This window comes from Luteibacter sp., from assembly GCF_036499525.1.
Lineage (GTDB): Bacteria > Pseudomonadota > Gammaproteobacteria > Xanthomonadales > Rhodanobacteraceae > Luteibacter.
On sequence record NZ_DASYDO010000032.1, the window covers coordinates 37,248 to 50,107 of the forward strand.

Genomic DNA, 12,860 nt, shown 5'->3' on the forward strand with positions numbered 1-12,860 from the left:
GCGGGGTTCTTATATGACGCGGCCTACAGCGTCAGACGGCAATAAACTATTGCTTTCATTGACTACTCCGTCGAGCATTCCTGAAGTCTCGCAGGGAGTGTTCTTACATGCGTCCATGGAAGGCGGCTTTCGCCGCCGTCGCAACCCTCGCCGCGGTCGCCGCGGCGGCTTACGGCTCTGGCCATTTCACCTACCTGTTCCTCGGTGTCGACGGGTATCCGGTGCACTGGGACACCGCGTGGCGCTACGTGCAGGCACTGGACCAGCCGTCTTACGCCCCGTATGGATGGCGCATCAAGCTCGCGCTCACCGTCGGTTGTGCCTTGTCGTTCCTTGCGTGGTGCGCGGTGCTGGTGCTGCTCTTTAGGCACGGCTCGGCTTTGGAGTCCACCCATGGCGATGCGCGCTTCGCGACCATCGCCGAGCTGAGGCGGGCCGGCCTGCTCGAGCAGACCGAGCAGAGCATCCTCATCGGCAAGTACATGGGTCACAGGCTTTGGCTTGGTGGCACTCAGCACGTCCTCGTCGTCAGCCCGACGCGCTCGGGCAAAACGACCAGCCTTGCCATTCCCGCCCTGTGCACTTACGAGCATTCGATGGTGGTGCTCGACATTAAGGGAGAACTGCGCAAGGCCACCAGCGGGCGGCGCGAGGCGATGGGTCAGCGCGTCTACACATGGGCGCCTTACGACGACGAGGGAAAAACCCATCGGTTCAACCCGATGACGCTCCTGGCCGACATGGATCACGGCAAGCGCATCGGCGAGATCCAGACCATCGCGGCCATTCTCTATCCGGACCACCCAGGCGCGGACCCTTTCTGGGTGTCACAGAGCCGTGCCGCCTTTACCGCGTTCACCTCGTACATGTTCGAAGCCTGGGACGACAAAAGGCCACCTCGACAGCCTGATCTGGAAGCAGGTGCGCAGGACCCGGCCGTCAACACGTATCCCGAATTTCCGTCGTTCGAGCGCATCCTGCGCTTTTCCAGTGGTGCCGATGAGAAGAGTTGCAAAGCCATGCTTGCCACCCTGCTCGGGGATGTGGGCTTTGCCTTCATCAGTTCGCAGACGCGCACGGTCTTCCGCAATCTCGTCGGCCTGGCGGAGGAAACGTTTTCGTCGGTGATCGCCGCCATGCAAGCGCCGCTCCAGCAATTCCTGAGTCCTATCCTGGCCGCTGCCACTAACGCGACAGATTTCGACATCCGCAGGTTTCGTAAAGAGAGGACGACACTCTTCATCGATATTCCGACCAACAAGCTGGACGAGAGCAGCAAGCTTCTCAACATCTTCTTCAGTTCGGTGATCGGCAACAACCTCGACAAGCAACTTGGTGAGGAGCCGGATCTCAAGTACCAGATGCTCATGCTGATGGACGAATTCACCGCCATGGGCCGGATGGACGTGTGGGCCAAACGCATCTCTATTTCGGCCAGTTATGGCGTGCGCGACCTGTGCATCATCCAGAGCCAGTCGCAGCTGCGCTCGGTGTACGGCGAGCACGACGCGCAGAATTTCATCACCAATCACGGCGCGCAGATCGTGTTTGCCCCGCGCGAGCAGGATGACGCCAACGCGTACAGCGACATGCTCGGCTACAAGACCGTACGCAAGCGCCAGCAGTCCACCGGTCATGGCGGTGGCGGACGGCAGGTTTCCACCAGTTATGTAGAGGAGCGCCGGGCGCTGCTCCTGCCCCAGGAAGTCAAGGAGCTTCACAGCGATGACGAGCTGATCTTCTACGAAGGCTGCAGGCCTATCCGAGCGAAGAAGAACTGGTTCTTCAAGGATAAGACGTTCAGGGCCTGGACGAGTCTGCCGCCGGTGGAGGTCGAGCGAGCGGCTGGGCCGGTCTTTAGCGAACCAGCCGAGCTTAAGTTGCCGGTCGAGAATAACGTCGTGCACATGACCGACCGGTCCTGTCTTGTTGCGTTCGAGCAAGCGGTAGGTGCGTCGTGATGAGGGGACCTAGGAAGCATCGATGGTCGCTCATCGTCGCAATCACAGGCATGGGTGCCGTGGGGTTGTTCGCCCGTGCGTCCCCAGCGGAGACGACGCAGAAGGAACCTGAACTGGCCTACCGTGGCGACCCGGCAGTGCGTGCAACGATGAATTTTCGACCCGTCAAGTGGCCGCTCAAGTTCAAGGAGCATAGCTTCGGTGCCTTCTGCTATGGCACGTTGACGTGCACCGTGTGGTATGCCGGCCAGAGACACGGCCGGGATAAGCCAAGGCCGTCGTCGTCGACGCTTGGCCCCGCGTATCTCGACTACATGAGTGGCGATCACGGGGGAATTCGCAATTTCCCCAAAGCGGCGAAAGCTACGTGGACATCCTCCGATGGAGAACCCCATCAGGCAGAGATTGATATTGCTTCCATCTTTCGTGATGAACTGATCCGGCATAACGTGACCAGGGGCGAGGTGGCGGAGCAACCGGACGGAGGTTTGCCTATCAACCCGTCCATCATTCTCGAGGTCAACGACCGCGCGATTCGTGTCTATATGCGGGCGTTTATTCCCACCAAGCACCTGCAGGTTCCTGGCAACACGTTTAGTGGGCACCGGCAAGACCTGATTCTGGTCAAGATCTATAACTATTAACACACAGAGAGTGCGCCCGTGGGCCAACTTCTTTCAAACGGCGTGAGCCGCCCAGCCACATCTCGCGATATCGATGTCTATGATCGTATGCGCGAGCAACAAGCGAAGCATTCGGTTCCCGTGCTGCAGAGCCGAAACAATCCGCACGAGTATCTGTTCATCGCACTGTTTGACGGCACGGGGCAGGATGCCAACGATACAAGCCAGTTGCTGACCAATGTCGGGGAGCTGAGGAACCAGTCGGAACGCATGAGGGAGGGATCAGGCGGCCGAATTGGCTACCACTATGTCGAAGGCATTGGGACGCAGAAGAACCCGATTACCCGAGCTATCGATGGGGCCTTTCCCTATACATGGGACGACAAGATTCGGGTGATGTATACAGATATTGCCGGTCAAACTTCCCGATGGAAGGATCTGGACCCGCAAGCAAAGGTACGCGTGGTCGGCGTCGGCTACAGCCGAGGTGCCGTGCTAGTTCCCGGTCTGGCGCGTTTGGTCGATCAATACGGCATCGTCGATCCCGAAGGCATGAAGTTCGGCCGCGATGCGAACGGCAACCTGAGCGTCACGGCGCCCCGCACGCTGATTGCGCCAGGTGAAGTAGCACAGGCCGTGGGCCTCTTCGACCCGGTCGGCACCAATCTTCCGCGCAACTACGATGCCCGCCTGCCGAAGTCGGTCCTCTCGGGCTTCTCGCAGATCGCTCGCGACGAACAGCGCGAGCTGTTCCCGCACCAGACCATCCTGGATCCGGATTGGTCCGACGACGGCCGCTTCCTCAGTGCCACCGTGCCCGGCGGGCATTCGAATGTCGGCGGCGGTAACAAGGAGGCTGGTCTGGAAGTCATGGCCTTCAACGGCATGGCCGACTATCTCAACGCGCTGACCGACCAGCAGCTATTCGAACACCGCCCGTTGCCCGACGATCCGGCGCAGTACGCCATCTTCCAGGCCAAGGGCGCCACGGCCGCCTTCGGCCTGCGCATGGACCACGACGGGCAGCGCGACCTTCGCAACGAACTGGCGAACTGCAAGATCGTCGACCTGTGCCACGACGCCGATCCGGTGGATCAGTCGCTGGCGCGGCAGTTCGGCTGGCAGCAGGTCACGCCTCAGGTGGCACAGATACCGCCGCGGTTGCCCGAGCCCATCGCCTTCCATCGCTCCACCCCGCCACCTGCGCCGGCATCGCAGCGCCTGCTCGACGATCCGATGCACCCGGATTACCGGATGTTTCGCGACGCCCGGCGTCTCGTGCACGAACTGGACCGGGCGCATCGAAGGGAGCCGGATGAGCGCAGCGACAACCTGAGTGCCGCCCTGGTCGTGGCCGCCCGCGCCGATGGGCTGAACCGTATCGACCGGGTCGAACTGATGGACGGCAACGACAAGCTGTCGGCCGTGGAAGCAGGTTACGGCCCCGCCAAGCGCACCACCGTGCCGGTGGTGGAATCGATGGACACGCCGCTGGAAAGAAGTTCCGTCCGTTGGACGACGACGGTGCAGGTATCCAGGGGGCATGACGAGCCATCGTTGGAGCAGGCGAGGGACGTGGAGATGTCACCAACTGCCATGCGATTCCATCAGGCCGCCCCTGCGGGAATGCAACACGAAAGCCACGATCCTCGCCACCCCGGGAATCCCAACCACGAGCTCTACCGCGAACTGCAAAGGCAGGTTCCCCAGGCTTCCGAAGACCGCCTCCTGCAGTTCACCGCCGCCTGCCACACGAGCCGGATCACCGCCGACAACCTCAGGTCGGTCAGGCTGGACCCGGAACGGATGACGCTGGAGTTCCAGGGCGCCGGCCTGTTGACCACGGCCGCCCGGATCGACCTGAGCGCCCCTCCGACGTATCCGCAGGAGGCCATCGCGCAGATCCAGCAATTCGACCGGCAGCAAACGCAGATCATGGACAACTTCCAGGCACAGCAGGCGCAACTCGGCATGGGGCGTTCGATGTGAGGCGGGCCGCGGTCAGCGGTTGATGTAAACGGGATTGCCAAGGATCAGCAGCTTGCCCTCCGGCGAGCGCACATCCACGCGCAGCCAGTGCGGCTTTCCGTCACTGGTCCAATCGAAGGCTACGTCGCCGTTCGGCGGGATCCACGATCCCGCACCGGCCAGCGGTAGCCCATCCAACGTAGCGGCGATGAGCTGGCCCTGTAGCGCGGCCGTGTGCACGGCAACATGCATCGCCGCGCCGTCCGCCACCCGAATCGCATCGCCCATGCCGGCCCGGGCCGCGCCCGCGGTGCCGACGACGTCGAGCGAACGGTCGCGGGTTCCTTCGGTATCCACGAACACATGCCCTGCGCGGATGCCGTCGAGGATGCCTTCCATGGAAAGCTCCCGCGCATGCACGACCGTGGTCGGCGTACCGATCGTTCCGGCGAAAGCGTCGCGCGGATCGTCGGGCCCGATATGGCTGTCGCTGCCGCCGATGGCCGTGATGCGCAGGCCGTCGTTCAACTGCTTCTCCCAGAACGGGATGCCGGTATCGGCGCGCTCCGCGTCCTTGCCGTTGATCGCCTCGATCGCCCTGAAGCCGTGCATGTCCACGGGATTCTTCGGCGTGAACCCGCAACCCATGCAGGTTTCGTCGTTCGGCCGGTTCGGGTGGTTGATCGAGATCACGCCGTGTGCCCGGGCGATATCGGCCAGCAGGGCGTTCCAGTCCGGCACATCTTTCGTTCCCACGCGGAAGTCCACGGTGCGCGAGACGCCGAAGAGGTTGGCATGACCCTCGAACGTCGTGATTTCCCGCGCCGGGATCAGAAGCATCCTGTCGAAGTACGGCTGGATTTCCCGCAGCCCGGACACCTGCGACATCGTGTTGTGGTCGGATACGGCGATGAAGTCGAGGCCGCGCTTCGCCGCCGAGGTGGCGACGAGGAACAGGGGGCACGGCACCTTCTTCGTGCGCGACAGGTTCAGGCAGCCGCCGTCGCTGTGCGCCGAATGCATGTGCAGGTCGCCGCGGTACCAGCGATCCTCCATGGCAAGCGGTGCCGTGAGCCCGTGCTCAGGGCCGAAGCCTTCGTCGTCGCGCGAAAGCCAGATCCTCGCGGTATACAGGGCCGTCGATGTAGGCCGGATGTTCGGTATGCCAAGCAGCAGGCGCCACTTGCCCGGCTGGATGACGCCGGGAAGGAAAGAGGCCGTGGCATCCGTGGCCGATACCGTGAAGCGCCGCTTGGTGCCGCCGCTCCAGCCGCGGAATCCGTCCTGCGCCTCGAAACCACCCGGCCCGAGCAGTCCCAGGTCGATCGTCGTACGCTCCTCGCGACCGGTGTAATCGACGTCAATCGTGATCCGCGACGTGCCCTTGGGCACGTCGAACGGAACCTCGCGGTACGTGTGCTGGTCCGCGCCGGACAGCTGGCCCCGCAGGACCAGGCTCGGCGCCCGCTCCGTCGCCATACCGGCGGCGGCGAAGCAGGCGAGCACGATGCTTAATAGCGCCCGCATCAGAACCGGTACATCGCGGCGAGGCGGAACGAGCGGCCCAGCAGCGGACGTGCGATGAACGTGTTCGCACCCGCGTCGGCACTCGCCAGTTCGCCGGCGCGCGGATTGCCTTCCGTGAGGCCCAGCGAGTTGGTGATGTTGTCGGCGTAGAGGAACAGCGACAGCTGCTGCGTTGCATCGTAGCGGGCGCTCGCGCCGACCACGTGGTACGACGGCAGCACCACCGAGTTCGCGGTGTCCACGAAGCGCTTGCCTTCGTGCTCGTACGACACCTGCAGGCGCAGGCGGCCGTCGAGCAGGTTCACGCCCGGCACGATGCGGTAGCTGACCTTCGGCACGCGGATGAGCTGGTTGTCGTCGTAGTCGCGCAGCACGGGTGCATTGGCGACGACGTCGGTATAGCTCAGGCCCTTGTACTTCGGATCCTGCAAGGTGGCGTTGAACTGCACGTCGAACCACTTGGTCGGGTACAGCGTGCCCTCCAGCTCGAGGCCATACGTCTTCGTGCTGGCGAAGCCGGTCTGCGGCGTGGAAGTGTTGCCGTTACGGTCGAAAACGTTGTTGGTGAAGCCGACGTTGTCGTACTTCGTGTAGAAGGCCGTCGCGTACAGGTCCATGAGGCGGTCGCTGTATTTCCAGCCCGCTTCGGCCAGGTCCATCGTCTGCAGAAGCGGCGTGGCCGTCGGACTGGTGATGTAGGTGCTGAGGTTCGGCAGGCGGAAGGCCGAGGTCCAGCGGGCGAACAGGCCCTGGCGCGGCGAGAACTGCCAGTTGCCGCCCAGCGTCCAACCGGTCTTGTCGAACGACTGGTCGTAATTCGTGAGCACCCCGTTGCCCGTGATGACCGAGGTTGCCGCCGGCGAGCCGCCGATGTCGATCGTCTGCTTGCCTTCGGTGAAGCCCTTGACGCTTACCTTTTCGTAGCGCAGGCCGCCATCGATGCGCAGCTCCGGCGTCACCTGCCATTCGTCGGACGCGTAGAAGGCATTGGTGTCGGATTTACCGTTGGCATGTTCCCACTCGTAGCCGTAACGGTAGACGCCGTGGTCGGTGAGCGAACCCAGCACGTTGCCGTTCGCGTCAACACCCACCAGGTCGAGCAGGTGCGCATTGTCGGTCGCGTCGGTCAGCACGGTCGAGGAATAACGGCTGAAATCCTGCTGGAAGTTCGCGTGGTAGTAGCCGAACGTGACGTCATGGCTCTGGTCGCCGAACTCGAACTTGCGCAGCACGCGCGTGTCGTTGATGAATTCGTTCACGGGCATCGTCACGCCGCGCAGGCCTTCGGTCACCACCAGCCCGTTGCCGTTCTGGTTGGCCACGTTGAACACCTGCGAGGGGTTGTCCACGTAGCGGAACTGCAGGCCCGTGGCGCCCGGGATGGCGGTGAGGCGCTTGGTGTCCTGGGCGATGAACGAACTGGCGCTCTGCAGGGCGTTCGGGAACACGCCGTTACGCTGCGTATCGGTATTGCTGTAGCGCATCGATTCGGCCAGCTTCCAGTCGTCGCCGAGGTCGTGGTCGAACTTGAACGACACCTGCGTGCGCTTCACGTGGGTGCCTTCGTCGTTGTCGAAGTTGTACAGGCTGCCGTCGCCCTGGCGCATGAGCACATGCTCGGTTTCCGGGCCGGCAAGCGTTCCGTAGTTGCCGTTGAAGCCGGGCACCGGACGGATGTCGCCGTTGGCGTTCGTGCGCATCGGGATGCCGAGGTACAGGGCGACCTTGTCGTCCATGTGCTTGACGTCGAAGCTGATGTCGCCGTGCTCGAGTTGCTTGGACAGCGTGGCGCGCAGCTGGCCGCCATCGTCCGCGTTGAACTGCGGACGGCGAATGCCGTCGTCCACGCGCCAGAAGCCACCGACGCCGAGCTTCCAGCCGCCGCCGATGGGCGTGCCGTACCAGAAGTCGAGGCGGTTCAGCGAGTAGTTGCCGACGGTGTACTTCACCAGGCCTTCCGGTGTGTCGCCGACCTTGCGCGGAATGAAGTTGATGGCGCCAGCCGGTGCATTCGAATAGAAGATCGACGAGGGGCCTCCGCGGACCACTTCGACGCGTTCGATCGTCTCGTCGAGGCGGAACGCCTGGTCGGCGTTGAGGTAGCCCAACGCCGGATCGTGCTGGACGGGAATGCCATCTTCGAGCAGCGTGACCGAGCCGTAGCCGTCCACCGGGATTCCGCGGGCGCGAATATTGCCCGACGCTTCGCCGCCGGAAGATTCCACCCAGAAGCCTGGCACCGACTTTACGGCCTCGGTGACGCTGGTGGGCGCCTGCATGCGCAGGCGGTCTTCGTCGATCGTGGTAATCGAGTAGCTGGTTTCCGCCTTGGTGCGGGTGTCGACGCCGGAGCGTGCCGTGACGACGACATTGTCGAGGTCCGTCGTCTTCTTCCCGGGGTTGCTGTCCTGGGCGTTGGCCGCGGCGGAAACGAGGAGCGCGCCGACGAGCGCCGCGCGCACGGCGCGGCTGAGGAGGGTAGTACGCATGGTGAATGTTTTCCGGGGAAGGGGCTGCGCGCACCCTCCCCGCGGACGTTGCGGCAAGCGCACGCCCGCGGCCACTCCGTGGGTCCGCGACACGCAAGAACTTATGCGTCAGCGATGACGGGATCGCTGAACTTTCATGACGGCCCTATTTCAATCGAGCTAAATGGTCATCGCCGGCTTACACCGTGATCACGGTCACAATGCGAGCGCGATCACGATACCGAGCCACAAGGCCAGTCCCACCCAGTTGTTGTTACGGAAGGCGGTGAGGCACGCTGCCCGTTCGCGATCACGCATGATCCACTGCTGGTAGCCGAACAGGCCGGTGGTCGCGGACAGCCCGATCCAGTACGGCCAGCCCAGGCCGGCACGCGTGCCGACCAGCAGCATGGTGAGCAGGAACGTGCCCATCAGCACGCCGATGATGACGAGGTCGGCGTCCGCGAAGAGGATGGCCGTGGATTTCGCGCCCGCCCTGATGTCTTCCTCGCGATCGACCATCGCGTATTCGGTGTCGTAGATCACCGACCAGAGAATGTTGCCGATGAACAGCAGCCACGCGAGCGGCGGCACCGTGTTTGTCACGGCGGCGAACGCCATCGGGATCGACCAGCCGAACGCCGCGCCCAGTACCACCTGGGGCAGGTTCGTGTAGCGCTTGCTGAAAGGATAGATGGCCGCGAGCGCCGCGCCGGCGAATGAGAGCAGGATGGTGAGCCGGTTCGTGAACAGCACCAGGATGAAAGAGAATGCCAGCAGGCCGGCGAAGATACGGAGTGCTTCGCGCGGGGCGACCCTGCCGCTGGCGATGGGCCGTCCTGCCGTACGCGCGACCTGGGGATCGAGCTTGCGGTCGGCGTAGTCGTTGATGGCGCACCCGGCGGATCGCATGGCGAACACGCCGAGGGTGAAGATCGCCAGCGGCCCGATGGGCGGGAAATCCTTTGCCGCAAGCCACAATGCCCACCAGGTCGGCCACATGAGGAGCAGGGCGCCGATGGGCCGGTCCATGCGGGTAAGCACAAGGTAGGCATGGATCTTTTCGCGCCGCGCTGCCGGCAAGGCCTTGAGCAGCACGGCAAGCACGCGCTCGGCGGTGGTCGATGCGTCGGCGGGGCGTGCCAGCGGTGCCGGCTTACGGGTGGCAGGTGTCGCCTTGCGCCGCGCGGAAGGCTTGCGGGATGTGGGGCTCATGCATTGAAGTCTAGCGGGCCTGCCGATGCTTTGGGGTCGTAGGTGGGTTCCGGTAAACTCCCGCCTTCCGCAATGGACCTGCCCGGCGAGACCTTGACTACGGAAAACCCATCGTTTCGCCAGTTGCTGATGGTTCTCTGCGGGATATGGGCGGCGCTGCACTTCAACGTGCTCTTCGGGAAGCAGGTCCTCCCCTGGGACGCCATCGACCAGTTCTACCCCACGGTCTACTTCAACGCGCATACCCTTCGTTCTGGACTCGTTCCCTGGTGGAATCCGTATATCTATGCCGGTTACCCGCAGATCGGGGACCCGCAGGGGATGATGTTTTCTCCCCTGCTCATGGGCTGGATGCTTCTGCGACAGGATCCCGGTGCCGTGTGGTTCGATTGGGGCGTTTTGCTCCACGTCCTCATGGGAGGCGCGGCGATGCTCGCGCTCCTGCGCCGTTACGGGGGCAACGCCCTGGGCTGGCTGCTCGGCGCCACGGTGTTCATGGCCGGTGGCGTTGCCGCGTCGCGACTTGAGCACACGCCGGATGTCATCGCCTATGCGTACGTTCCCGTGGTGCTCCTGGCACTGCGCCAGTTCCTCGATGAGCCGCGCGGGCGCCGCGGCCTGATCCTGGGGGTCGCCGCTGGTGCGATGGTGACCCAGTTGGTTCAGATCACTTACCTCTTCGTCCTCGTCATCGTTGTCCATGCGGCCATCGGTACGGTTCGGCGCTGGGCAGCCTACGATCTCCGCCGCCGGCGGGGCTGGTATGCAGGCGTCGCGGTGGCCCTCGCGATGGCTTCGGCCATCGGGCTTCCCCAGTTGCTTGTTGGCTGGCAGCCACCGGTACTTCGCTACAGGGGCGGCATGCCGCTGCTTTCATCGCCGTCGCCGTGGTGGCCGTAGCGCTCTGGCAGGTAAGACGCCCGGGCAGTGAATGGCGTGCGGCGCTGTGGTTGATGCTGGTCCTCGTTGCCGACTACCGAACGTTCAATCTCGGCGGTACCTTCAACGAGTCGACGAACTGGGCCGCTCGTTTTACAAGGAACCCGGCGGTTCACTACCTGGCGCGGCACCTGAAGGCCGACGGCATCGTGCTGCCAGATCGCATCAGCACGATCAATGCCTACCCCGCCTGGGACGATACGGTCGCCATGCTCGGTATTCCGTCCACGCGGGGTTACAACCCTTTGCGCTATGCGCTTTACGAACAGTGGTACCAGCCACGTGAAAGCAGCAGCGTCCACGACGTGGCCGCACCGTATAACCGCCTTCCCGAGAGCCGGCTCGACGACTTGCTGGCCGTGCGCTATCTCATCGTCGGCCGCGGCAAAGGGTGGCCGTCGTTCGTGCCGCCCGCCGATTACACGAAGGTGCAATCGGAAAACGACGTCGATATCTGGCGCAACGATCAGGCGTTCGCGCGGCTACTGAATCCGACGCAGGCGCGATGGCTTCGGCCCGGCGAGGCACCCGACGTCGGACGGTTCGTCGATACGGATTTCGCCTCGACGCTCTGGCTCACACCGCGGGACAACGAGGATGCGAAGGCCTCCAGGGAGGCTGCGGCGACTTGCCACGGCGTCGTCGAAACCACGGCCCTCGGCGCGACGCCCACGACGCTCGATCTGGCGGTCACGGCGTCGTCGGCCGGATGGATCGCCATGAGCGAACTGGACTACCCGGGGTGGGTAGCCGAGCTGGATGACGAACCGATCGCGATCCATCGCGCCAACGGCATGTTTCGTGCGGTCTGCGTCCCGGCTGGCGAGCACCGCTTGCACCTTGCCTTTCATCCTTGGCACTTGGTCGCTTACGCCTGGCGGCATGGGCGCCGGGCGTAGTCTTATCGGACTCAGCGCTCTAACGGTTCGATCGGATCGTCGTCCACCGGTGGTTCCGGATCGGCGTCACGCTCGGGCTTGTAGTGGCCCGGTTTGCGGATTTCTTCGTCGGGACGGTTCTTGCCGGGTTCGGCGATGGGCGGCTGGGGATTGGTGGGTGTGTAAGGCATAGGAAACTCACCTAGGGGGGAGTGCCCAACCTAGGCATCGCCTGGTGAAACAGCCGGGTAGGCATCGTAAAGCTCCGGTGGAGACGACGGTTCATGGCCCTCCGCGTAACCTTGCCGGTCGCAACTCCAAGGAAAACCCGATCATGAAGATCCTGTTAGTCGGTGCCGGCGGCACCCTTGGCCAGGCGGTGGCTACCGAACTAGGCGTGCGGCACGACATCGTCCGGGCCGGCCGCTCCCTCGGCGACGTGCGCGTGGACCTGCGCGACGCCGCCAGCGTCGAAGCGATGTTTCGCGATGTCGGCGACCTGGATGCCGTGGTTTGTGCGGCCGGCAAGGTGCCTTTCGCGCCGCTGGCGGATTTCACCGAGGCGAAGTATCTCGAAGGCCTGCAAGACAAGCTCATGGGCCAGCTGCGCCTGGTCCACGCAGGCACTTCGCGGCTGCGCGACGGTGGTTCATTCACCCTTATCACCGGCATCCTCACCGAGCAGCCTATCGTCGCGGGTGCGTGTGCCAGCATGGTGAACGGCGCGGTCGAAGCCTTCGTTCGCGCGGCGGCGATCGAACTGCCGCGCGGCATCCGGATCAACGCGGTGAGCCCTAACGTGCTCGTGGAGTCGATGGAAAGCTACGGACCGTTCTTCCGTGGGGTCGAGGCAGTGCCGGTGGCGCGTGCGGCGCTGGCGTTCTCGCGCTCGGTCGAGGGGCGGCAGACGGGGCAGGTCTACAAGGTCTGGTAGGCCCGATGCCGATCGGCCGCGGGTGTGTCGCCATGCGCGCGGTCGACGATCTCGCCAGCGAGCTGGAGTACGGCTCCGAACGCCAGGATCAAGGGGCCTTCAGCCGGTCCGCCTTCGCCGAGGTCCGCGATTTCAATCACGTCGACGAGCTTCGCGGACTGTTTCACGATCTGCTCGATCGCGGCATCGTCGACGTCGACCACCAGGGTCAGCCGCGACACATCGGCATCCCGCGTCGCCGTTACGATCAACGACTCGATGTTGTAGCCGCGCGACGCGAACAGGCCAGCCACGCGAGCCAGTGCGCCTGCTTCGTTCTGCAAAAGCATGGAGACCAGGTGGCGCAT

11 protein-coding genes are annotated in these 12,860 nt (G+C 63.9%); 6 read left to right on the forward strand and 5 right to left on the reverse strand.

Annotation, left to right across the window (positions count from 1 at the left end; all coding sequences use genetic code 11):
* The first annotated feature begins 107 nt into the window (after positions 1-107).
* The 3 genes from VGM71_RS06795 (at position 108) to VGM71_RS06805 (ending at position 4,573) form a co-directional block, all read left to right on the forward strand.
* Entirely contained in the window at positions 108-1,961 is a 1,854-nt protein-coding gene (locus tag VGM71_RS06795) for a type IV secretory system conjugative DNA transfer family protein (RefSeq protein WP_331543302.1), read from the forward strand.
* A 50-nt stretch (positions 1,962-2,011) separates the two neighbouring features.
* On the forward strand, positions 2,012-2,605 hold the full coding sequence (locus VGM71_RS06800; RefSeq protein WP_331543304.1) for a hypothetical protein: 594 nt from the start codon (positions 2,012-2,014) through the stop codon (positions 2,603-2,605).
* A gap of 87 nt (positions 2,606-2,692) precedes the next feature.
* Positions 2,693-4,573 carry a DUF2235 domain-containing protein gene (locus VGM71_RS06805; RefSeq protein ID WP_331543306.1) on the forward strand — a complete coding sequence of 627 codons (1,881 nt, stop codon included), beginning with the start codon at positions 2,693-2,695 and terminating at the stop codon, positions 4,571-4,573.
* Positions 4,574-4,585: 12 nt separating this feature from the next.
* Here the strand turns inward: VGM71_RS06805 and VGM71_RS06810 are convergent, their stop codons facing one another.
* The 3 genes from VGM71_RS06810 to ubiA form a co-directional block, all read right to left on the reverse strand.
* Positions 4,586-6,079: a CehA/McbA family metallohydrolase gene (locus tag VGM71_RS06810; protein WP_331543308.1), complete on the reverse strand. Its 1,494-nt coding sequence runs from the start codon at positions 6,077-6,079 to the stop codon at positions 4,586-4,588.
* Entirely contained in the window at positions 6,079-8,568 is a 2,490-nt protein-coding gene (locus tag VGM71_RS06815) for a TonB-dependent receptor (protein WP_331543310.1), read from the reverse strand. The genes VGM71_RS06810 and VGM71_RS06815 overlap by 1 nt, the downstream gene beginning before the upstream one ends.
* A gap of 195 nt (positions 8,569-8,763) precedes the next feature.
* Complete coding sequence (gene ubiA / locus VGM71_RS06820) at positions 8,764-9,654, reverse strand: 4-hydroxybenzoate octaprenyltransferase (protein WP_331543364.1); 891 nt, start codon at positions 9,652-9,654, stop codon at positions 8,764-8,766.
* Positions 9,655-9,855: 201 nt separating this feature from the next.
* On the opposite strand from ubiA, the gene VGM71_RS06825 reads away from it, so the two are divergent.
* Both VGM71_RS06825 and VGM71_RS06830 read left to right on the forward strand, forming a co-directional pair.
* Entirely contained in the window at positions 9,856-10,662 is an 807-nt protein-coding gene (locus VGM71_RS06825; protein ID WP_331543312.1) for a hypothetical protein, read from the forward strand.
* A complete protein-coding gene (locus VGM71_RS06830) occupies positions 10,650-11,600 on the forward strand; it encodes a hypothetical protein (protein ID WP_331543314.1) in 951 nt (316 codons plus the stop codon). Before VGM71_RS06825 ends, VGM71_RS06830 begins: the two co-directional genes overlap by 13 nt.
* An 11-nt stretch (positions 11,601-11,611) precedes the next feature.
* On the opposite strand, the gene VGM71_RS06835 is transcribed toward VGM71_RS06830, so the two are convergent.
* Entirely contained in the window at positions 11,612-11,770 is a 159-nt protein-coding gene (locus VGM71_RS06835) for a hypothetical protein (protein WP_331543316.1), read from the reverse strand.
* Between the two features lie 143 nt (positions 11,771-11,913).
* Between VGM71_RS06835 and VGM71_RS06840 the strand changes: the two genes are divergently transcribed.
* Positions 11,914-12,513: a short chain dehydrogenase gene (locus VGM71_RS06840; protein WP_331543318.1), complete on the forward strand. Its 600-nt coding sequence runs from the start codon at positions 11,914-11,916 to the stop codon at positions 12,511-12,513.
* Here VGM71_RS06840 and ilvN read toward each other — a convergent pair.
* Positions 12,498-12,860, reverse strand: coding sequence for an acetolactate synthase small subunit (ilvN, locus tag VGM71_RS06845; RefSeq protein WP_331543320.1), 363 nt, complete (start codon positions 12,858-12,860; stop codon positions 12,498-12,500). The genes VGM71_RS06840 and ilvN overlap by 16 nt on opposite strands.